A 22901-nucleotide genomic window follows, 5' to 3' on the forward strand; every position below is an offset into this window, starting at 1 on the left:
AATAACTTAGGAGTTATCATTTAACGGCGAATAGTCAGACTAAACAATTGAGTTTTCATCACCGGAGTATAACTTTTGGTTAACTACTGCGTTGCGTTTTTTTAGTATTAGCGACAAGGTGTTTACATAATTTTGTGCGGCTTTCGTGAGCGGTCTATCTGCTCGATGGAAAACGGATACGGCTAAATGCAAATTTTCTTTAAGCGGATAGATCATTGATTCTGGCAGCGTATGTTCCGCAGAAAAAATGTCAGTAATACTGCAACCTAGGCCTGCACGAACAAACTCCGCAGCCATGTGGTAAGTGTGCACGCTAATATTGGATTCTTGGAACTCATGCCTCTGCTGTAGCAGTTGAGAGAGGGAGTCGGAGCCTGGGTGGATCCAGCGGTCTTGGTCGATATCCACCAGTGAGACGGGAGATTTCGCGGGAGCCTGACTATCCACATAGACGAGAGGTATATCAGCAACAGGCAATACGGTGATCCCACCTTCAATGGCCAAATTAAATGCGATACCAATATCGAGATCTTGTTGAGTTAATAATTGCAAAATATCTGTGGTGTGATGGGTACCAATAGTGAGTTTGATATTTGGATGCTTTTTAATAAACAGTGCGGTGACTTCAGGCACTAAGTTAAGCCCTAGGCTAGGTAAACACCCAATAGCCAACTTACCTTGTGGGTTTCTAGATAAATTCTGTGCCAAAATTCTGAGTCTATCTAAATTCTGATAAACCTCTTTTGCCTCTTCAAATAATAAATTGGCTTCATCTGTTGGCAGTAATTTCCCTCGGATCCGTTGGAATAAAACGAGTCCCAATTGCTGTTCAGCATGCTTGAGTGCTTTACTCGCCGCTGGCTGGGAAATATGCAGAACTTCTGCTGCTCGAGTGAGTGAACCGCAGGTCATCACAGCATAAAAGATATCAAGGTGCCTTAACTTCATTATTGGTCGTCCATGGTTAGAACTAGGTAATACTTTGCATTTTTTCTTATTCTACAGAAAAAGGTGTCATGGATCCGATATCGGGGTCACTTACCAGAAATGAAAAATGCCGGCTCATATACTTTTGGTTATGAGCCGGCATATGCTATTGAGGATTATGCGATGGCTGCGCCTAATTCAATATATAGCTTGATGATGATACTGTTGGTGATATCCACCAGGAAAGCACCGACCATTGGTACTACTAAGAAGGCTTTGTGTGATGGGCTGAATGCACGAGTAATGGTTTGCATGTTGGCGATTGCCGTTGGCGTTGCCCCCATTCCGAATCCACAATGACCCGCACTGATAACGACAGCATCATAGTCACTGCCCATCATTTTGAATGTGACAAAGCAGGCGAATAACACCATCACAACGGTTTGTACTGCGATAATGATTAATACTGGACCCGCCATGCTAGCTAATTGACCAAACTTCAATGACATTAGCGCAATAGCAAGGAATAACGAGAGTGCCACGCTACCTAAAACGTCAACGGTTGGTTCGAAAACTTCATGTTTAAACACGTGGGTTAAGACGTTACGAATGATGATACCGACAAACAGACACCAAACGAAAGTTGGTAAGTGCATTGGCGTATCTTTTACTAACTCACTGATATAGCTACCCGCAACGATACAGATAATCAGCATTGAAATGGTTTCAATGATGTTATTGGCGTTGATTTTTCTTTTTACCGTTGGTTGCTCAAATGCTTCAAGGATAGTCTCTTTTTCTTGCTCAGTTGCTTTTGGGATGGTCACTTTTTTTAGTAAGTGGCGTGCTACTGGCCCACCGACAAGCCCACCAAGAACCAGGCCCATAGTCGCACACGCCATCGCCAGCTCAACAGCCCCTGTTACACCATATTTATCGGCAAGGATAGGACCCCAAGCACCAGCGTTACCGTGACCGCCTGTTAATGTGATTGAACCTGCAATCAGACCGATAAATGGACTTTCATTTAGCATGACAGCCATACCCATGCCCACAGCATTTTGGATCACAATTAAAATGGTAACTGCGAGTGTTAAAATAACGAGAGGCTTCCCGCCTTTTATTAATCGCGAAAAATCTGAACTTAAACCAATTGATGAGAAGAAAGCGATCATCAATGTGCTTTGTAATGAGGTATCAAACGAGAAAGTATAGCCTGCTGCTTTATCAACAATTAATAAAACGATAGCAACAATAAATCCACCGACAACAGCATCAGGAATATGGTTTTTCTGTAGAAAAGGGCTGATTTTCACCACAATCATCCCAATAAGCAGCGCTAAGCATGCAAACAATAGCGTATAGCTGGCATCTAGTGTCATTATTTTTACCTCACATTTGTTTACCAGAGCATTCACTTTTGCGATTTAACATTAGTGTTAAATGAAGTTACTTTGCTTAACTTTTGTTTAACAATGAGTTTTGTTGAGGTTGATATAACTTTTAGTTAAGTAAATCGTATGAAAAAAGTACTTTCATTGATTGGTTTAAGTCATTACTAGAGGAGGATTTAATCAAAGAAATAAATAATAATAAAATAACGAATTGATTTTATTAGGCATTTTAATTTCTCTTATCTGGCGGGAAAATAACGTGATTTCATCATCTCTTTTGGTGTATTAGCGCTGGCGCTAAGTCGTGGTAATTGTTGGAAATGTGATGGGTGACATAAAAGCCGCTATATTGTTAATGAATGTTAAAAAATTGCTACATAACTCACGTTTTAGTCAGTTTTGTTGGCGATTAATCTGCTTTTTCCGCGTCAAATTGAAGCTGAAATTAGTATAAAGACCAATATTCTTAAGCATCTTTCATGCTTTATATGGATTAAATCTTAGAGTGCAGTATTTATTCCCATTGGATTGTTATCATCGAAACAAGATGTTCATTTAACTGATTGTATTTAAATAAAATAAAAAGCAATCTTTAGGTTTTAAATAAGATTAATTCTCTGAGAGGAAAATGTTTTTCATTGGGGGGATTGGTTATGATGGGGATTAATTCAGGTATCTTAATTAGGGTATTTTAAATGAAGAAAACCATTCGCCAAGTGACTTTTGATTTACTACGCCAATTGAATATTACGACCATTTTCGGTAACCCTGGTTCAACTGAAGAGACATTCTTAAAAGATTTTCCGAGTGATTTTCGTTATATCCAAACATTACATGAAGCATCTGCTGTAGCAGCAGCTGACGGTTATGCTCAGGGAATGCGCAAAGTGGCAATGGTCAACTTGCATACTTCCGCGGGGCTAAGTAATGGGATGAGTAATATTCTCACCGCCTATATGAACCGTACGCCACTGATTATCACGGCGGGTAACCAAACCCGTGAAATGTTGCTGATGGAACCTTGGCTAACCAATATTGAGCCTGAAACCTTACCAAAACCATGGGTCAAATGGAGTTACCAGCCGGAGCGTGCGGAAGATGTGCCAGCGGCATTTATGCGAGCATATGCGATGGCACTTCAGCCACCAGCGGGACCCGTTTTCTTATCAATCCCCCTTGATGATTGGGATAAACCTGCCGTTGCCCAAGAGGCGGTTGTGCGTGAAGTTTCCCAGCGCATTGGTTATGATCCTGTTCGTTTACAAGCATTTGCGGATGCTCTGAATTCTGCCAAAAATCCAGTGCTGATTTATGGCTCCGCCATTGCGCGGGGGGAAGGCTGGGACGCGGGCATTGCGTTAGCCGAAAAATTGAATGTACCTGTTTGGGCGGCGCCAGCATCGGAACGTCCGCCATTCCCTGAAACGCATCCTCTGTATGCTGGCGGGTTGCCTTTCGCGATGGGACCGCTGTCCGATAAGCTAAAAGGGTATGATTTGGCGTTGATTATCGGGGCGCCTGTTTTCCGTTATTATCCTTATGTAGCAGGGAGTTATTTGCCAGATGGCATGCGTTTACTGCACATTACCGATGACCCTATTGAGGTAGGAAGAGCACCGGTTGGTGATAGCTTACTCAGTGATGCGGTACTCGCGATTGAAGGGCTGACTCCGTTAGTGAACGCCAGAACGGCAGCGAAAAATAAGGTTGAGAAACAGTCCCATGGTATGGCTCCACACCCTGCCGCACCAGGGGTGAAGGGGGATTCAACGGTATTAAGTGCAGCGCAGCTGTTTAAAGCGCTGAGAGAAGTCTCCCCGAAAGAGACTATCTTGGTGGAAGAATCGCCGTCAAACCTCGGCGAATTACATCGTGAATGGCCAATTGATGCACCGGATTCGTTCTATACCTTTGCCAGTGGATCATTAGGTTGGAACTTACCAGCAAGCGTGGGAATCGCTTTAGCGGAAAAAGACAGTGGTCGACACCGCCCTGTGATGTCGATTATTGGTGATGGCTCGATGCAATATTCGATTCAAGGGCTATGGAGTGCGGCACAACATAATTTACCGATTGTGTTTGTGATCCCACGAAATAGCGAGTACGCCATTTTGAAATCCTTCGCGGTGTTAGAAGAAACGCCAGGAGTTCCGGGGCTGGATATTCCAAACTTGGATATTGTGGCGCTGGGTAAAGGTTATGGTTGCACGGCGTTAAAAGCCACGACGGTAGATGAGGTCAAAGCGGCTTGCCGTGAGGCATTTAAGCGTCAAGGCCCAACGGTGATCGAAGTGCCAATTCAGCCTCAAATTCCCCCACTGATTTAATATGCAGATTTAAATAAGATGCAAATAGAAAAATAGCCTCAAATAGAGGCTATTTTAATAAAAAGGGGAGCAGACTTAGTGCTTCACTAACGTTGAGAAGTAATACACTAATGGCACAGCGAGGATCCACAGACTGATTGGAATTTCACGCCACTTGCCTGCCACCGCTTTAATTAAGATATAAAACAGTAACCCACCTGCAATCCCTGTACCAAAGCTGTTCGCGATTAAAGTGATCATCACCATCATTAATACTGGCAGACCGTCGGTAAAGTTCGCTAAGTCCACTTTACGTAATCCGCTGAACATATTTAAGCCAATTAAAATTAATGCAGGAGCGGTAGCTTGTGCCGGGATCATTAGTGCGATTGGGGTAAACAGTAACATAAGCAGGAACATGAACGCCGCCGCTAATGCTGTCATACCGGTTTTACCGCCTGCTTCAGCGGCTGCTGAAGATTCAATTAATGCGGTTGCCGCTGGAATACCGACCATTGGACCTAACGCCGCGGCGATGGAGTCGACAATAAACGGGCGGTTGATATTTGGCATGTTGCCTTCTTTATCCAGCAATCCGGCTTCACCGCCGACAGCTAATGTGGTTCCCATAGTAGAGAAAAACTCCGCGGCGAAGAACACAAATAAGAAAGGTAAGAAGGCGATATTTAAGGCGCCAATTAAATCCACCTGACCTAAGACTGGCGCAATAGAATGCGGCATGCCAATAAAGCTTTCTGGTAACTTTGTGACGCCGAACGGAATGCCTAACACGGTGGCGAACAAAATCGCCCATAAGATCCCACCGGGAATGCGGCGAGCTTGCAATGCGATAGCCACAAAGAAGCCTGCAAGAGCGACTAAGGCACCCGGAGAGAGAAAATCCCCCAGCATTAATGCGTTGGTTTTTGGGTTGGCTAATACTAAGCCTGCATTACGAAAGCCCAACACTGCCACAAACAGACCGATAGATGCTGTTAAGCCTAATTTGATGGATTGTGGTACGGAGCGAGTCACAACCTCACGTAAACCGAATTTGGTGAGCAGGAAAAATAAAATTCCAGACCAGCAGGCGATGCCTAAACCGATTTGCCAATCAATTCCTTCACTGCCTGCAAGGGTAATCCCCACTAATACCGAGCCACCAATACCGGGACCCACAATAAAAGGCAAGTTAGCGTAGAACGCCATTAATAGGCTAGCGAGTACAAACACGATTATAGTGCCTGTGGTCGCTGCGCCTTTATCCATGCCGCCTGCGGCTAACAGTCCGGGAATAACTACGAGCAAATAGGCTGCTGCAAGGAACCCAGTGGCTCCGGCGAGGCATTCTGTTCTGATTGAACTGCCACGTTCACGCAGCGCAAAACGCCTTTCTAACCAACTCCCTGATGTTGGCTGATGAAGAGAATCGTTAGCCATTAATTGGCGCTCCTATCATTATTTTTTATTGGATGAGTGTTTTTAATACCGTTATTACTTTCAGCACGTTCTAAGACGGCATCAACTATCTGGCGAGTGGTACCGCAAGTCAGTCCTAAATCGGTTAAATGTGGGCCAGCATTGCAGGCAAGACAAGTGCCTTCGATGGCTTTGAATACACGATATGGGGGTTCCCAGTCAGCAATTTGGCTGCTCAATTCTCTGAGTTGGCGAAATTGTTCTGCCAGCTCAGGTGCAGGTAATTCCGAGAGCATACCTGCAATGGGCATCGCCACATGAGCAAGGATTTTACCATCTTGAACTAACGCCATACCGCCACCGCTTTCAATCAGCAGGTTGGCTGCCATTGCCATATCGTTGGCATCACGTCCGAGCACTACAAGGTTATGGGAATCATGGGAGTAGCTGGTGGCAATGGCGCCGCGTAATTCTCCCCATCCTTTTAGTAAGGCAATTTGTGGTTTGGCGTTATGGCGTCCATGGCGATGTTGTACGCGGATCAAACTAAATTCATCAGGCAGTTGCACGATGCCATTTTCGACTTGAACATCGACCTCTCCCCACTGAGTAAAGCGGGCACCGCTAATATGACGTAAACGCGCAGTACCATTTTGCAAGTCAGCTAATTGAAGCTGGCAATCTTGAGCCGAGATTGGCGCTAGGTGCATGGTATCGCGTGGCGGTAAAATCGTATTTTCAGTGGCAATCGGCGAAACAAGTTGCCCATTCTCTGCCACTTTTTTGCCATCGACATAAACTTGCTGAGCTTTTAAGGTATCGAGAGAATCAAGAACCACTAAGTTGGCGCGACGACCTGCGGCTATCAAACCTAAGTCATTGCGCTGTAAGCGAATTGCGCCATTGAATGTCGCAAAGCGCAACACATCAGTGGCTTTCATTCCGTGCTCAATTAATAAATTCAGCAGCGCAATCACGCCGCCTTTTTCAATCAATATGTCTGGCGGAACATCGTCTGTGCATACCGTGATTTGTGAGGATAAATGCGGCAGTGTTTGCAATGCCGCCACAATTTCAGGTAGCAGGTAAGGGTGAGAACCACGGATTTCCAGTGTTAGCCCCGCTCGTAATTTTTCGAGGGCGTCTTCTGCGGAAGTGAGTTCATGGTCGGAGGTAACGCCAGCAGCGAGGTAAGCTTGTAAATCAGCACCTTTTAATCCGCGGGCATGACCTTCAATGATTTTTCCTGAGTTTAATCCGGCGTCGAGGATCTCTTCCATGCGTTCGCTGCCATTTAGCACGCCGAACATATCCATCACTTCTGCCACACCACGTACTTCCGGCCAGCTCAACATCGTGGACATCTCTTGTCCTGCGAAGTCTGCACCTGACATTTCCAATCCTGGTGTAGAGGGCACAGAAGAAGGGGCTGCAACCATCACATCAAGGGGCAAATTACGGCTAGCATCAATGGCATAGCGTACGCCATCTAATCCCAATACGTTTGCAAGTTCATGGGGATCCCAAAATACGGCGGTGGTGCCTTGTGTGAGGACAATTTCAGCATAACGAGCAGGGGGAAGATGGGAGCTTTCTAAATGAACGTGGGTATCAATAAAACCTGGGGAAATAAATTTTCCTGATAAATTATGGGTTTCATGGCTATCAGTACGACTTCCTGTTGGGTGTACGCTGGCAATCAGCCCTTCAATGATACCGATATCCGCAGATCGAATTTCCCCAGTGACCATATCAATAATATTGGCATTGGTGAGTAAAAGGTCAAAAGGTACTTCGCCTTTTGCGGCTTGTACGGCTCGACGTCGAGTTTGATTTGTTAGCTTCATAAAACACCATCTCAAAGATTTATGTCGCTACTTTATGAGCAAGGCAAACGTTTGCCAAGATGATAAAATTTATCGAATCATAAAGAGAGGTTATAATGAAGCGCATCATGATAAGAATGACGATCCAATTTGCGAGGAAATACAATGACTGAGCCATGGCAGCGCCTTCCGGCATTAACTCTAAAGCAGTTGCAATATTTTGTGACTCTTGCACATCTGCGTCATTTTACTGAAACCGCAAATCGCTTAGCGGTGAGTCAGCCTGCATTGAGCAGTGCGATACGGCAGATTGAAACCGTAATTGGCGGTAAGTTGATTAACCGTACGGCAGCGTCAGTAACATTGACGGAGCTAGGCGCCGCAATCTTACCTCATGCAGAGCGTATTTTAAGTGTCTCCCACCGAGGCTTCAGTGATATTCAAAAAATTATCGAAGAGGGCGGTGATGGCACATTACGCATTGGATTGGTTCCTTCTGTCAGTTCGTTATTATTCCCGATTATTCCTGAACAATTACAGCAACATTTTCCTAAACTGAATGTGGAATTTTATGACCAAACGAATGATACACTAGTGAATAAATTAGTGAATAACGAAATTGATTTTGGGGTAGGTGTATTGGATAGCTCGGTTCCTGAAGAGTTAACTTTATATCCTTTGCAAGATGACCCATTTGTTGCAGTAATCCACCGTGATGAATTTATTTCAGATAATGCATTTCATCTACCGTGGAAGTTCTTAAATAACCGTGACATTGCTATGTTTTCGAAAGGAAATATTAATCGATTAGTGAGCGCTACAATTGAAAGTAATCGCTTTAATATTAATCCGCGTTATCAAGTCGATTATATTGAAACCTTATATGGTTTAGTCAGGTCGAAATTAGCGATTGGTATTTTACCTCAGTTATATACGGTGCATTTGCGGGATCCTGAGCTAAAAGTTTTACAGTTACAACAACCTGCATTAACACGTTCGATATCCTTAATGCGTAATAACCAAACGCTAACGCCGACGATGGAATCTGTTTTCCAGCTATTATTTAAAGCATTACGTCGTACGCCCACTCATCAATCTTAATTTTACAGCGCTTTTCTATACCTTATTTTTTATAGTTCGTCATTATTGATTGATTTTCAACAAGTAAGAAGTGTTAAGCACTAATCGTAAAACTATTTTTATTGGGATGAATAAGATTACTACCCTTGGCTGTTTGTTTTTTGGTCTATTTTTTTGATGTGTAATATGTTGAGGATATACATGAAAGCTATATTGAAAGTCAGCCTGCTCACAACAGTAATGCTATTGATTACTGCCTGTGGTGATCTCGATATTATGGGAAATAAAGGAAAGTTCTATTATAGCAATCCAACAGAAAACACGATTTCCTTTAAAGTGGATGGTAAAGATTATCTGGTCGAGCCTGGTCAGTATGGATCAGTATCATTAGCCAGTGGTGAACATACACTTGAAGATAATACAGGTCATGTCACCAAATTTATGGTGTTTGAACATAACTCAGGCGGGATCCTAAACCCTAATCATGGGGTGTATTACACATTTTCTGAAGTGTATACCGAGCAAGATAAAAAGGGGTATCAACCCGCGCCGCGAAATGTCACTATTTATGGGCATGAATTAAGCTTACCTATCAAAAGCAGTGATGCCGTGGTGATTGATGGCAATTTATTCCGTTGTACTTACCCAATTGGCAAAGCGTTGCCGGGGGCAGAGAATAAGCAGTACAAGCAAGAAGATATTAAATCAAAATGTTTTGATCAATCTGAGTTAATTGAATATTTTGCGAACGAACACGATCAAAATTTAGTACCTAATTCACCGCAAAATGAAGAAAATAATTCAATTAGCCAGCACTTAAGTTATCAAGTTCCTCAAGCGGCCTTCCGTGATCCACAGGTTCAATCGGTGGCGAATGAGATTATAGCGTTAACAGAAACGCTGAAAAATGCGAACAAAGTCGATATTCATCAAGACTTAAATAAACAATATCATCAATTAACTGTTCAGTTAGTGGAAACGTATACTGAAAGTCCTTCGAGCAATATGGCTGAGGAATATATAAAACTTAATGGGTTTATTAAAGAAATTAACAAACTCAGAAATTATGGTGTGTGGGTAAGGTAAGTATATTCCATTAAGTTTATCTGAGTGTCTTTATAATTAAGAATTTGCTTATAAATTAAGCAGAGTAATCTTATGTGATATCCCGCTGAAACACGGAAACTAAAAGGTAGTTTCGTCAGGATAATATTATAAAGAGGCTCAGTGATGAATTTATTTAAGACTTCATTTTTTACTGCAATATCTGCTGTATTCCTACTCTTTTTTTCTAGCGTTTCTGGCGCTAAATCCATTGTTGAACCCGCTAAAGATTCTGAAGTATTAGATTTGGTGTTTATCTTGGATAAAAGCGGTTCAATGTCAGGATTTGAATCTGACACTGTTGGTGGATATAACAGCGTGCTGACAGAAAATAGAAATAAAGCGGGTAAAACCTTTATTACCACGGTGTTGTTTAATAATAAAACCAGTTTATTACACAACAGAGAACCTATTGATAAAGTGAAAAACCTCACGCTAGATGACTATTCTGTCGGTGGAAACACCGCATTATTAGATGCCATTGGCGATACCATGGTGAAAATGCGTGAGAATAGAAAAATCACCAAGAACAATAATGTTTTGTTTGTGATTATTACTGACGGTGAAGAGAACAGTAGCACCAAATATAGTCAGGCTAAGATTAAATCTATGATTAAATCTGCAGAAGTTGAAGATAAGTGGGACTTTATTTTCTTAGGTGCCAATATTGATGCGATTACGGCTGCGGATAATATCGGTATTAAGAGTTCGAATGCTACAGGTTATGTTCAAGATGGCACGGGTTACGATAAGGCATATAAAGCAGTCAATAAAGCCGTAGAAGCCAAACAGAATGCTGCACCAATATCAGAGGAATGGAAACAGGAAGTTGAGCAAGACGCGAAGGATCGCAAAAAATAAGAAGATAATAAAATCAGTCTGTAAATGAACGAGCTAGAAGCCCCGAAATTATATTCGGGGCTTTTTTATGGTGCTATTTAGTGTCTTTCAGCGCGGCAAATAACCCTTTAGCAAGTTGGTCTTGCTCTGATTGAATGCCGGGTAAAACGAAATAGTAACCCCCACCAAACGGTTTAATATAGCGCTCCAGTGGTTCGCCATTTAACCGTTTTTGAGTATCAATAAAGCCGGTTTTTAAGTTCTTTTGGTATGAAACGAAAATCAGTCCCATATCCAGAGCGCCGTTATCAGTTAAGCCAAGAGAGTAGCTGTAACTACGGCGACGTAACTTGGCGGTGTGGCGAGTTGGATTTCTTGGTTCGGCACGGCGCATATGGGAGTCAAATAACACGCGGTCACCATGCGGATCTTTGTCGAATGCAGGGTCATCCATTTCGTGCTTCATCCCCATGGGGGCACCTGTTGCTTTATGGCGCCCAAAGTCATTTTCTTGGTCTTCCAGCGGTGTTCTATCCCAAAATTCGAGATTAAAACGAATTAGGCGAACCGCTTGGTAGGTACCGCCGACACACCATGCTGGCTCTTTGTTATCCTCAGTCACCCAAATCAGCTGATCCATTAATTTGCTATCGTCGGCTGGTGCATTACCAGTGCCATCTTTAAAGCCAAATAAATTAATTGGGGTAGAGCGTCTATCGATATCCCGTGATGGTAAGAACCCATCGATTTTCCATAGCGGGAACCAATAAGGTGAAGTGTGGCGGAGAATATCGCGCAGCGCATAAATCACGCTTTCTTGGCTATTGGCACAAATTTGCAGCACCACATCACCACCACACCATTTGTCTTCTAAACGGTCGTTCGGGAAGCTGGTCATTTCCACCAATTGACTCGGTTTAAGCTTTTCTAATCCAAAGCGTGAATCAAATAAGCTATCTCCCAAGGAAACCGTGACACTCAGGGCGTCAGGTTGAATGAGCGTGCCTAAAATCCCAGACTCAGCGGGAGGCATTTTATCATTCTGATTTGGCGTGGATTTTTGTACTTGGGTCAGAAAAGCAATGCGTTGAGTTAATACCGAGAACAGCGCTTGCAGCTCATCAAGGGTCGTTGACGTGATTCGAAAAGCGATAAACGAGGCATTTTTCTGTTCTGGGGTTAACACACCCGCTTGGTGTGAACCTAAATAATTGATGCTTTTATCATAAGTCAGTTCGCAATCCGCAATGGATGCTTTTGCGCTGAGGGCGGGGGCGGCGAGGATTGCACCTCCCATGACTAAGGTTTTTAGCGCATGGCGGCGAGAAATTTTAGATTGAGAAAACCCCAAAGGTTGTGACTCGCTTTTTAGTTTAGCTTGCATAAATTTATGCCTTAATATTTATAGTAAACATCAACATCTAACTGAGCGCGCAATGTCGCGAGCAGTTCGGCTTGTTGCGTTAACGGGGAATAGAGCGCCATTTTGTCTTGTTGTTTTAGTTGGCTGTAAGGCTTGTATTGGCCTTTAACTAATTGATATGACCGCACTATTTTATTAATTTTCTGATCATTTTCTTTTATCTGATCGAGGGTCTTGGATTCAATAAACGGACTGATCACCTCGATGATGGCTTGAGAACCTTTGGCATTAGCCGCCATATCTGACAGGTCAGAGAGACTATAAATATTCTCTTGTCCCGACAGTTTTGTTTCTAGGATCATCTCCATAAAATCTGCGGAGGCTTGCACCAATTTCGGAATCTCAATGGTTTCGGTTAAGACACGCTTTTGTAAATCTTTTCCTTTTAATAACAGCTCATCAGATGCTGGCAGCGCTGCTTTGAGATCTTGCTTGGCAAATAAAAGGTATTCAACCAAGTGAAATCCCACGAAGCGGTAGTCTTTTTCTTTATCCAGAAAATAATCCGCACGAGGGTTGATGGTTCGGTCGGTATTACCAAACAAAACAATGATCGGACGCACGGTTTCATAGTGCTGGTGGGCTTGAATATAGGCCGCTTTCGCCTGCGCTAATTGACCTTTTTGCACACTTTGATTGAGTTTTTCTAATTGCTCCACCATTTCACTTAACTCCTTGTTGACGAAGGATAAGTATTCTTGAATGGCAGGCTGATATTTTTCAGGGGTGGGAATATCCCCCTTAGCAATAATGATGTTGTCCCCTGTTTGCACAGGGGAGCGTAGGGCTTTTCCATAGGCGGTAGATGCCACGAGTGAAGCAACGATTACGCTAATGGCTAAATGGGTGATTTTACGCATTTTGTAAGTTCCGTTTAGCGGCATGTTTTTTGCTCCAAACAAACAGTGCGAGGATCACAATCCAATAGACAACAAAGGTGATAACACTGAGCCAAATTGGCTGTGAACGATATGCAAAGAATGATGAAATAAAGTTGCCAGCTACACCAGAATCATCCAGTAATGCGCTGGTATCCCATGCTGGGTAGATTAAAAATTCAGGAATTGGATAGTCAAACTCAATCATTAAGTTTGAAATTTCTTCAACGCCTCGAAGCAGCAAGGAGAGGGCAAGGAACAGTAAAATCACGCCAGTGACTTTAAAGAAAATTTTCCATGAAATAATTCGGTTAGTTAATAAGAAGGCATATAGCGTCATACCCGCAATAACGACACCCGCTGCAACTTCAAAGATAAATTCGTTGGCATTTTCAGCGGTCAACGACATGATAAAACTGGAAAGGAAAACGACAATTTCGCTACCTTCACGGGCAATCGCGATAGCGATAATTAAGGTTGCGCCCCACCAACTATGGTGTTCTGCATTACGATTGATACCTGATTCCAGCTCTTTTTTCATCGAGCCGCCGCTTTTGTTCATCCAATAGACCATTTGAACAATCAAGATACAGGCGAGGATCTCCATGACTATCATGAAAATAGATTGCCCAGTGTCATCAAGGACATTGAATACGCCGTAAATCAGCAGTGCGAGTAAGATGGACATGGCGATACCCAGCCCAACACCGCCCCACAGGTATTTCATTCCATTGCGAGCGTCAGGGTGGCGTTTGATCCACGCATAAATGATGCCGATAACTAACAGCGCTTCAAAACTTTCGCGCCAAACTACAAAGAGAACTTGTCCCATGTTGAGTCCTACTCTTTAGCGATGATCTCGCCTTTTGGATGTGACAGATGGAAATCGTCGAAAAATGTGTAACTACCTGGTTTTAACGGTGCAATGACCACCACGGAACTGGCGCCGGGTGCTAATACTTTTTCTTTGCGCAGTTGCAAACTTTCAAACTCTGCGGGTTCAGTGCCGGTATTGGTAATTTTGATACGAATAATGGTTTTCGCTGGCACTTCCAGAACGCGAGGGATTAAATCCCCATTTTTCATTTCTAATTCAACGGTATATTTTTCGGCGCTTAAGGCTGATTGCGGAAGTAATGCACAAATAAAAACCAGTAAAAAGCTGAGTAATGTTTTCATTGTTGGCTCAAACTTATTGAAAATTGAGAGTTCCTTACTAGCGAAAAAGGGCTCGCGCGGAATATTACCCCCGCGAAAGCCCTCAGCGCATCATTGAAAAATTAGTAACTGCCTTTGCGACCTATGCCGGCATAGTCAAAGTCCCAAGAGACTTCAAACGGTTCAAACCAAGGGGCAACCCCAGTTTCTTTATCAATGTGACGACCGAAAGCGGCTTGTTGATTGTGTGAAGGTGGGTAAATTTTGTAGGTAACGCGATATTTACCATTGCCGTCCAGTTTAATATTTTCACCGTAGTGAGGACCATCGCTTGCTACCATCGGCATAAAGGTGCCTGATTGAGTCTGTGGCTTATCGCCCAGTTTGGTGACGGTATATTCGACGGTTAAGTAAGGCATCCAATCACCTTCTGCAAAGCCGTTCGGGTTATCTTCTACTGCGTGGATGTCGGCTTCTAAGTGAACGTCGGCTTTATCCGCTGGCAGGTGAGCCATCTTGTGGTGGCCTTCTTCGGTGTCCATGGTGATAGGCTGTAAATAAACACCTTGGATTTCCATGCCGTTTTTAATGACTGGGTGACCGAGAGGATACTCTTGAGCAAAGGCGGATAGAGAGAATAAGGCTAAGCCCGAAACGGCTGCCTGATAAGCGAATTTCATTGTGACATCCTTACCTGAATGAAGTTAGAAGCATAATGATAATCATTACTATTAATCAAAAACAAGCAGAATGTTTTAGGCTTATATCCAATCCTTACTATGAATATATTTAAATTTAATATTAATCAAAGTGTTAATACTTTCTTTTTTAGTGATAAAAAATAAGTATTAGAAAGGTGATTTGCTTCAGACACTGTAGTCGGTTTCACATGCTATAGTCGAAACGTTGAACGGTATTTATTAGGTATAAAGTCGAGGTACTGGAGATGCAAAAACGTTATTTGGATTGTTCCGCTTCTGAAATTGCGAAAATGAATAAGAAAAGCTTACTGGAAGCGATTAAAGCCAGCGAAGGGCGATTACTGGTGAGTGAAACTATCGGGACTATTCAGCCAGTCTTGATGAATGTCACTAATGCGGAACTGGCAGCAAGCCAAGGCGCAGATATTTTGCTATTGAATGTTTTTGATGTGAATAATCCGGTGATGCAAGGTTTACCAGAAGGCATTGCACCCGATGACATTATCCGTACCTTAAAGCACTTAACAGGACGCGCGATTGGCGTGAATTTGGAACCAGTGCCAGCAGGATTTAATAATCCCCATCAAGATAAACAGTGGCAAATTTCTGAAGGGCGCTTGGCCACTGTCAAAAATGCCCTGAAATTAAAGCAGATGGGGGCAGATATTATTGTCCTGACTGGGAATCCGGGCAATGGTGTCACTAATCAAGAAATCAACCAAAGCCTCAAAGAACTCAAAGCGGTGGTGGGGGAAGAGATTGTTCTTATTACGGGAAAAATGCATGCGGCGGGAGTCCTCAATGCGTCTGCTGAGCAGTTAATTACCGAAGAGGATATTCATTCCTTTATTAAGAGTGGTGCGGATATTATTTTATTGCCAGCACCGGGTACCGTTCCGGGCATATCCTCGGAATTTGTGCAAAGAATGGTGAGTTATTGCCATTCTCAGCGAGTGATGACCATGACCGCGATTGGCACATCCCAAGAAGGGGCTGACCTACAAACCATCCGCCAGATTGCGTTAATGTGCAAAATGGCAGGAACAGATTTACATCATATTGGTGACTCAGGTTATAACGGCATTGCCTTACCGGAGAATATCTTGAATTACAGTATTGTGATCCGCGGTGTTAGACACACCTATTCCCGTATCGCCCGTTCAATTAACCGCTAATCTTTGCTGTTTTTCTGAGTGAAATTCCCGAGCTCGAAATGGTGCGGGAATTTCGCTCGAAATATCATTTCCATCGCTAAAAAAATATACAATTCCCGCTATACTTCAGGTAAAATCCAGCCCATTTTTTAAAACAATATCTATAACATAATAAAGAAGTGAGCTATGTCGCAAAATACGAATTCAGTGCCAAAGATTGGCTTTGTTTCACTTGGCTGCCCAAAAAACCTCGTTGACTCAGAGCGTATTTTAACGGAGCTGCGTACTGATGGTTACCAAGTCGTTCCTAGCTATGACGATGCCGATTTGGTTATCGTGAATACTTGTGGCTTTATTGATAGTGCCGTTCAAGAGTCGTTAGAAGCTATCGGCGAAGCATTGAACGAAAATGGTAAAGTGATTGTGACAGGATGCCTGGGCGCAAAAGAGAACCAAATCCGTGAAGTTCACCCGAAGGTATTAGAAATTACGGGTCCACATAGTTATGAACAAGTGTTAAATCACGTTCACCACTATGTGCCAAAACCAGAGCATGATCCGTTCTTTAGTTTAGTCCCAGAGCAAGGCGTAAAATTAACGCCAAAACATTATGCTTACTTAAAAATATCCGAAGGTTGTAACCACCGTTGCACTTTTTGCATCATCCCTTCTATGCGTGGTGACTTAGATAGCCGTGCTATTGGTGATGTATTAAATGAAGCTAAGCGTTTAGTGGAATCAGGCGTTAAAGAGTTACTTGTGATTTCTCAAGATACTTCTGCTTATGGTGTGGATGTTAAACACCGTACGGGGTTCTGGGATGGTCAGCCGGTGAAAACCAGCATGGTTGGATTATGTGAGCAGCTAGCTTCTATGGGTGTTTGGGTTCGTCTGCATTACGTTTACCCATACCCACATGTTGATGATGTGATCCCATTAATGGCAGAAGGTAAAGTGTTACCTTACTTGGATATTCCATTACAGCACGCCAGTCCGAAAATTTTAAAACTGATGAAACGCCCAGGAGCGGTAGAAAGAACGTTAGAGCGTATTAAGCGCTGGCGTGAAATTTGCCCTGAGCTGACATTACGTTCGACGTTTATTGTTGGTTTCCCTGGTGAAACAGAAGAAGATTTCCAAATGCTGTTGGATTTCTTACAAGAAGCGCGATTAGATAGAGTTGGTTGCTTTAAATACAGCCCAGTTGAAGGCGCAAAAGCGAATGAACTGGCTGACCAAGTACCTGAAGAGATTAAAGAAGAGCGTTATCATCGCTTTATGCAGCTTCAGCAAGAGATCTCCACTCAGCGCTTACAAGAGAAAGTGGGTCGCGAGCTTTTAGTTATTATCGATGAAGTCGATGACGAAGGTGCAGTGGGTCGTAGTATGGCCGATGCGCCAGAAATTGATGGTATGGTGTACCTCAATGGCGAGTTTGATGTGAAAGCCGGGGATATCGTTAAAGTGCTGATTGAGCATGCTGATGAATATGACCTGTGGGGCTCCGTTGTTAGCGAATAAAAAATAGGCTATCATCTAGCTCGAAATTTAGCCTGCGAATCATGTTTGCAGGCTTTTTTCGATATAACCCACTATTTTGGGTTTTTTCTATATTTCAAATACTTGATCTATATCATCCCGCCAAAATCTATCAAATCATAACTTGATCTAGGATATAAAACTTAACTGATAACTTGACATAATCAGGGAGAATACTTATCGAAGAATAAGGCTGATTATGACTATTGATTTTACAATTCCCAAACTCGCACAGCTTACAGAAAAATCATCATGCTCCATTGATCCGGAGTTATTGATACAACTGGCAAGTGATGCCATCACAAATGGTTTATCACCTATCCATGATTTCGACATTGAAGGAATGTTGTTGGATAAATACGGTCAAACTTTATGGTCTAACCGTAAATCAGACAGCAGCGCCATGTTGCCATCTTGGATATTCTCTCAAATACAGGTCACTTCTCTAGATGACCAGCCAATTAACTCACAAGGACATACTTACTATTTCGCCCCTATTTATGATGAAACGCGCTTGTTAGCCACGTTGGTGTTACGTGGGGAGTCAACCAGCAGTAATATACTGTTAGCTCTCACTCTTACCCTAGGGCGAGAAATTAGTGAAAAGCTAAAGTGTCACTTTTACTGGCAAAAACTTTCAGAGAAAACACACGGACATAATCTATTCCACGACTTGAACATTCATGAAGTGGAAAAAGCGCTAATCATCGAAGCCGCGTTGGCGTACGGTGGAAAAATTCAGGAGATGCATCAAGCATTAAATATGGGGCGTACTACACTGTGGCGCAAGCTGAAGCAATATCAGATTGATATTCGCGAATACAAGCTATAGTCCAGTTAATAAAAATAGTCCGCCAATAAAAACAGCCCTGCCAATAAAAAAAGCTTCTACTGATTTTCTGCAGCAATGCTGAAAACGTTCGAAGCATTCAAATCACACAGCCTTACGGTAATCACTAAGCCCAACATATCAATGCATATTGATTGCGGGCTCAGTCACGCCTTTCAGCGAAACGAAAGAGAAGAAATGAAAAAGAGCTAAGATTATCAACCTATCTTGTTGTTAAGTATGTTGATCTCAGTACGCTTTTTTTTAGGAATTGGTTTTAATTTGATGTTATAGATTTTTATTTCAGTGAACTCACATACTCACAGTTGGAGTAAATGGTTGCGGGGATATATATAGGTTTATATTTTATTTTAAACTAAATATATTAATTTTATATTTAGCCATAAATGCGATTTTTATCATTAATAACTAGAGTAACAGTTTTCCTGTATAAAAATGATAGTGCAATTTATTTGATTTTCCACTATTGCTTAAAAAATAGTTATTTTAGGATGATAGATTAATAAAGAGGAATAGAAAGCATAATCATTATGCTAAGTTTGATAGTGAAAAATAGTTAACCGAATAGTTAAGTGAATAGTTAAGTTAAATGATTAAATTAAATAGTTATCTAAATAAAAATCTAAATTTAATTATATTTTTCTGGGTAATTTTGCGAACGGAAAATGCCTAATGGTTTTTTGATAAACCATTAGGCTGAGGGGGTGTCTGGTGAATAAAGAGAATTAAGCGTTTGCAGAATAAGTATTAATATATTCATACTCTTGGATTAATTGAGGTAGTGATTTTATTCCTAGTTTTGTATAAATATTTGAACGGTGCACTTCTACGGTTCTTGGTGATAATGACAGTTTTTCGGCCGTTTCTCGGCTGGTGTTTCCGTCTAAAATCATGTCCATAATTTCACGCTCTCTAGCTGAGAGACGGTCGAATTTATTGGTTAAATAGATATATTTTTTATGATTTTCATTTTGTTTATCGAAGTGTTCATTAGCTCCCTGAATAGCGCTTAGAAACACTCTGTCATCAAATGGAAATGCGTAGAAATCAAAGGCTCCAGCCTTGAAGTAGTCTCTGCATAGTGCAGCAGAAGGTTCTTCTGCGATGACGATAACAGGAACAACGGCTAAAGATTGAGTAAGGTTTTTTAATTTATTAATATGACTGGAGTTATTGCCTACGAATAATAAAACACAATCCTTTGCATTATCTTCTTTAGGGTAAGTATAAGTACTAATAAATACCTCTTCGTCATTATAGAATTTAAATATAAAATCAAAAGATTCCATCTTTGATTTCAGTTTATTCTTAAAGACATTATCGTTTTCAACGATTACATGAATGGCGCTATTCATCACCAAACTCCTGTTAAACGGATTTGACATTCAAATTAACGTAGTTTAATAGAATGAGAATAATTCACCGATGGAAATGGTAATATATTTTCAACTATTCTTTTTTATAGATTATTGCTGAACGTAAATGATATTAAAAAAAGTACTTGCCTAATTTTAATATAAAAAAGAAACAAAGGTTAAAGTATGTGTCAAAACGTAACATCTGTTTAATGTTTTGTAACAAGATAGGGTTTTAAGCTTGTCTTACGATTATTATGTTTTCTAGATAACATGAAAATAATGTTATTTAGCTAAGTAATAATATCGCAAAATGGTAGTCATAAAAAGCACTATTAGCAATTTTATGAAATTTAATTAATCATCCTCCTTGATAATTTTTTTCTGTTTTTAAGTTTTGTGGTTAAGTCATTAAAATTATCTCAGTAAAATTGCAAAGTACTCTAAAAAAGTGAGTGAATACACGTAATGATTTCCTTAAAAGATATTGCACTATAGGTTTTCGTATGATTAATAAAAGTGTTTAGTGTGAATAAATTGATCGATAACCTTAGTGATAGTTTGCACTTCAACCTATTATCTTTCCGTTATTGGCGTATTATAGAGAAGAAAAATCAACCACACTTTCATACGGATAAATTATGTTGCTGCGTTCCGGGGTAGCATTAGCTATCTTTTCTTATATTCTTTGGGGGATAACCCCGCTGTTTTATCGGTTACTTCCTGATGCACAAGCCATGGAATTACTGGCGCAACGATTGATTTGGTCTCTTCCGTTCTTATTTTTCATTCGGTTGCTTATCAAGAATAAATCCCTGTGGAAGCAAGTGTGGGCGGATAAACGTTCAATTGTGTTATGTTTTTTTAGTTCCTCGATTATGGCGGTATCGTGGACAACCTTCACCTATGCGTTAACTCATGGGCAAGTACTGGCTGCGAGCTTGGGTTATTTTATTAACCCGCTGTTTTCAATCTTGCTAGGTGTGATTTTCTTGCGAGAGCGTTTAGTCTTTGCTGAAAAACTGGCGGTTGTGTTTATTTTTTCAGGTGTTGCCTACCAAATCATACAATATGGGGAATTGCCCGTTTTAGCGTTAGTGATGGGGAGCGCTTTTGCAGTTTATGGTTTGATCCGTAAATTTATTCGTTTTGATGTTATCACCTCGCTGTTTTTAGAGGCGCTTTGGTTATTACCCTTGGCGATAGGTATTACATGGTGGTTATCCGCACATGGAATGAGCGCGGTAGAAAATGGTGATTGGCAAACCAAAATGCTGTACATGTTGGCGGCGCCTGTGACTATCATTCCATTACTCTTTTTCACGGCAGCCATTAAACGCACCACATTAACGGTGATTGGTTTAGCGCAATATATCGAGCCAACAATTCAATTCTTGTTAGCGGTTTTCCTGTTTAATGAAATTTTCGATTGGGTCAAAGGTGTCAGTTTTACCTTGATTTGGATTGGCTTACTGTTTTGTGTATTAGCGCTACTCCATAAACGCTATGGCAAAGGTGCCCGCCATCAACCGTATGTGACTGGACGGGATGAATCTCCTAAAATTTAACTTTTAATTTTAATGGGTTAGCCTGTTTTACAGATAATACTGTTAACGGGCTATGCTTCTATCATAGTCAAAGCAAACGATTGCGTATATAATCCTGCCATCTTTTTAGACATTATCTTTTATGTAGCTGCATTTATCTCTGGGGATATAAGGTCATTATCATGAACCAATTAGGTACTGCACTTTGTTCTAGCGCGACAAAAGTTATGCTTCTCGGTTCGGGGGAGTTAGGTAAAGAAGTGGCGATTGAGTGCCAGCGTTTGGGTATTGAAGTGATTGCGGTGGATCGCTATGACAATGCACCTGCGATGCATGTTGCTCATCGCAGCTACACCATCAATATGTTGGATGGTGAGGCACTACGCCAACTTGTTGAAAGTGAGAAACCAGATTTTATCGTTCCTGAGATTGAAGCGATTGCCACCAAAACGTTGGTGGAACTCGAAAAGCAAGGTCAAAAAGTCGTGCCATCTGCCAATGCGGTTTACCTAACCATGAACCGTGAAGGGATCCGTCGTTTAGCTGCCGAAGAGCTACAACTGCCGACGTCGGAATACCGCTTCGTGGAAACGAAAGCGGATTTTGAAGTCGCAGCCCATGAAATTGGCTTTCCCTGCATTGTAAAACCAGTCATGAGCTCATCGGGGAAAGGGCAGAGCATCATTCGCTCAGCGGAGCAGCTTGATAGTGCGTGGAATTATTCCCAAGAAGGCGGGCGTACAGGTCAAGGGCGCGTGATTGTTGAAAAAATGGTGAATTTCGATTTTGAAATTACATTACTAACCATTAGCGCGGCAGACGGTGTGCATTTCTGTGCGCCAGTTGGGCATCGCCAAGAAAAAGGTGATTATCGCGAATCTTGGCAGCCGCAAGCGATGAGTGATGCTGCTTTGCAAAAAGCACAGGACGTAGCGAAGAAAATTGTCACCGCTTTAGGGGGATACGGCTTATTCGGTGTGGAGCTGTTTGTCTGTGGTGATGAGATCATTTTCAACGAAGTTTCTCCTCGCCCTCATGATACCGGCATGGTGACGTTGATTTCTCAAAACCTGTCTGAATTCGCATTACATGTTCGTGCTTTCTTAGGCTTACCGATTGGCACTATTCGTCAGTATGGTGCCAGCGCATCGGCTGTGATTTTACCTGAGCTGCATAGTCGGAATGTGGTTTTTTCGGGCATTCACGAGGCACTCGGTTCTGATATTCAATTGCGTTTATTTGGCAAACCGGAAATTGCGGGAACTCGCCGTTTGGGTGTAGCGCTTGCGGTCGGAGATTCGATTGAGCAAGCCCTAGAGATGGCAAAAACAGCGGCGGCTCGAGTGAAAGTAACAGGATAGTGATTATCCCCCGCCTGTTAGGTTCTGGCGGGGGGCTTT

The 22901-nt window shown here is 42.0% G+C and carries 19 protein-coding genes; 9 read left to right on the top strand and 10 right to left on the bottom strand.

Annotated features, from left to right (window positions below; translation table 11 throughout):
* Window positions 1–39: 39 nt before the first annotated feature.
* Together GKR71_RS10550 and gltS are read right to left on the bottom strand one after the other, a co-directional pair.
* Window positions 40–948: a LysR family transcriptional regulator gene (locus GKR71_RS10550; protein ID WP_036955699.1), complete on the bottom strand. Its 909-nt coding sequence runs from the start codon at window positions 946–948 to the stop codon at window positions 40–42.
* A gap of 155 nt (window positions 949–1103) precedes the next feature.
* Window positions 1104–2309, bottom strand: a complete 1206-nt coding sequence (gene gltS / locus GKR71_RS10555; protein ID WP_036955698.1) for a sodium/glutamate symporter — start codon at window positions 2307–2309, stop codon at window positions 1104–1106.
* Window positions 2310–3016: 707 nt separating this feature from the next.
* On the opposite strand from gltS, the gene mdlC reads away from it, so the two are divergent.
* Window positions 3017–4648 carry a benzoylformate decarboxylase gene (gene mdlC, locus GKR71_RS10560; protein ID WP_154600115.1) on the top strand — a complete coding sequence of 544 codons (1632 nt, stop codon included), beginning with the start codon at window positions 3017–3019 and terminating at the stop codon, window positions 4646–4648.
* Window positions 4649–4723: 75 nt separating this feature from the next.
* Here the strand turns inward: mdlC and GKR71_RS10565 are convergent, their stop codons facing one another.
* Both GKR71_RS10565 and GKR71_RS10570 read right to left on the bottom strand, forming a co-directional pair.
* On the bottom strand, window positions 4724–6067 hold the full coding sequence (locus GKR71_RS10565) for an NCS2 family permease (RefSeq protein WP_036955694.1): 1344 nt from the start codon (window positions 6065–6067) through the stop codon (window positions 4724–4726).
* Window positions 6067–7893 (bottom strand): adenine deaminase, encoded by a 1827-nt coding sequence (locus GKR71_RS10570; RefSeq protein ID WP_154609509.1) that lies wholly within the window; start codon window positions 7891–7893, stop codon window positions 6067–6069. Before GKR71_RS10570 ends, GKR71_RS10565 begins: the two co-directional genes overlap by 1 nt.
* A 144-nt stretch (window positions 7894–8037) precedes the next feature.
* Here GKR71_RS10570 and GKR71_RS10575 point away from each other — a divergent pair, with 144 nt between their 5' ends.
* From GKR71_RS10575 to GKR71_RS10585, 3 genes are all read left to right on the top strand, one after another.
* Window positions 8038–8973: a LysR family transcriptional regulator gene (locus GKR71_RS10575; protein WP_036955688.1), complete on the top strand. Its 936-nt coding sequence runs from the start codon at window positions 8038–8040 to the stop codon at window positions 8971–8973.
* 180 nt (window positions 8974–9153) lie between these two features.
* Window positions 9154–10038, top strand: coding sequence for a hypothetical protein (locus tag GKR71_RS10580; protein WP_036955684.1), 885 nt, complete (start codon window positions 9154–9156; stop codon window positions 10036–10038).
* Window positions 10039–10182: 144 nt separating this feature from the next.
* Window positions 10183–10917 (top strand): vWA domain-containing protein, encoded by a 735-nt coding sequence (locus GKR71_RS10585; protein ID WP_036955681.1) that lies wholly within the window; start codon window positions 10183–10185, stop codon window positions 10915–10917.
* Window positions 10918–10990: 73 nt separating this feature from the next.
* Here GKR71_RS10585 and efeB read toward each other — a convergent pair whose 3' ends face one another.
* The 5 genes from efeB to GKR71_RS10610 form a co-directional block, all read right to left on the bottom strand.
* On the bottom strand, window positions 10991–12280 hold the full coding sequence (gene efeB, locus GKR71_RS10590; RefSeq protein WP_154634269.1) for an iron uptake transporter deferrochelatase/peroxidase subunit: 1290 nt from the start codon (window positions 12278–12280) through the stop codon (window positions 10991–10993).
* An 11-nt stretch (window positions 12281–12291) separates the two neighbouring features.
* Window positions 12292–13179, bottom strand: coding sequence for an EfeM/EfeO family lipoprotein (locus GKR71_RS10595; RefSeq protein ID WP_154634270.1), 888 nt, complete (start codon window positions 13177–13179; stop codon window positions 12292–12294).
* Entirely contained in the window at window positions 13172–14029 is an 858-nt protein-coding gene (locus GKR71_RS10600; protein ID WP_036955673.1) for an FTR1 family iron permease, read from the bottom strand. Before GKR71_RS10600 ends, GKR71_RS10595 begins: the two co-directional genes overlap by 8 nt.
* An 8-nt stretch (window positions 14030–14037) precedes the next feature.
* Window positions 14038–14376 carry a cupredoxin domain-containing protein gene (locus GKR71_RS10605; RefSeq protein WP_036955670.1) on the bottom strand — a complete coding sequence of 113 codons (339 nt, stop codon included), beginning with the start codon at window positions 14374–14376 and terminating at the stop codon, window positions 14038–14040.
* A gap of 101 nt (window positions 14377–14477) precedes the next feature.
* On the bottom strand, window positions 14478–15035 hold the full coding sequence (locus GKR71_RS10610) for an iron transporter (protein ID WP_036955660.1): 558 nt from the start codon (window positions 15033–15035) through the stop codon (window positions 14478–14480).
* A 266-nt stretch (window positions 15036–15301) separates the two neighbouring features.
* Here GKR71_RS10610 and GKR71_RS10615 point away from each other — a divergent pair, with 266 nt between their 5' ends.
* The 3 genes from GKR71_RS10615 (at window position 15302) to GKR71_RS10625 (ending at window position 18581) form a co-directional block, all read left to right on the top strand.
* On the top strand, window positions 15302–16231 hold the full coding sequence (locus GKR71_RS10615; RefSeq protein ID WP_036955657.1) for a DUF7916 family protein: 930 nt from the start codon (window positions 15302–15304) through the stop codon (window positions 16229–16231).
* Window positions 16232–16396: 165 nt separating this feature from the next.
* The gene (gene rimO / locus GKR71_RS10620) at window positions 16397–17731 is read left to right on the top strand and encodes a 30S ribosomal protein S12 methylthiotransferase RimO (RefSeq protein ID WP_036955655.1); all 1335 of its coding nucleotides are present in this window, start codon (window positions 16397–16399) and stop codon (window positions 17729–17731) included.
* Between the two features lie 217 nt (window positions 17732–17948).
* Window positions 17949–18581 carry a helix-turn-helix domain-containing protein gene (locus tag GKR71_RS10625; RefSeq protein WP_154609512.1) on the top strand — a complete coding sequence of 211 codons (633 nt, stop codon included), beginning with the start codon at window positions 17949–17951 and terminating at the stop codon, window positions 18579–18581.
* Window positions 18582–19324: 743 nt separating this feature from the next.
* Here GKR71_RS10625 and GKR71_RS10630 read toward each other — a convergent pair.
* On the bottom strand, window positions 19325–19954 hold the full coding sequence (locus GKR71_RS10630; RefSeq protein ID WP_036955649.1) for a response regulator transcription factor: 630 nt from the start codon (window positions 19952–19954) through the stop codon (window positions 19325–19327).
* A 641-nt stretch (window positions 19955–20595) separates the two neighbouring features.
* Between GKR71_RS10630 and rarD the strand changes: the two genes are divergently transcribed.
* Together rarD and purT are read left to right on the top strand one after the other, a co-directional pair.
* The gene (gene rarD, locus GKR71_RS10635; protein ID WP_036955645.1) at window positions 20596–21522 is read left to right on the top strand and encodes an EamA family transporter RarD; all 927 of its coding nucleotides are present in this window, start codon (window positions 20596–20598) and stop codon (window positions 21520–21522) included.
* Window positions 21523–21683: 161 nt separating this feature from the next.
* Window positions 21684–22862: a formate-dependent phosphoribosylglycinamide formyltransferase gene (purT, locus tag GKR71_RS10640; RefSeq protein WP_154634271.1), complete on the top strand. Its 1179-nt coding sequence runs from the start codon at window positions 21684–21686 to the stop codon at window positions 22860–22862.
* Window positions 22863–22901: the final 39 nt, after the last annotated feature.

Origin of the sequence: Providencia sp. wls1922 (assembly GCF_009706505.1) — a bacterium.
Classification (GTDB): Bacteria; Pseudomonadota; Gammaproteobacteria; order Enterobacterales; family Enterobacteriaceae; genus Providencia; species Providencia lanzhouensis.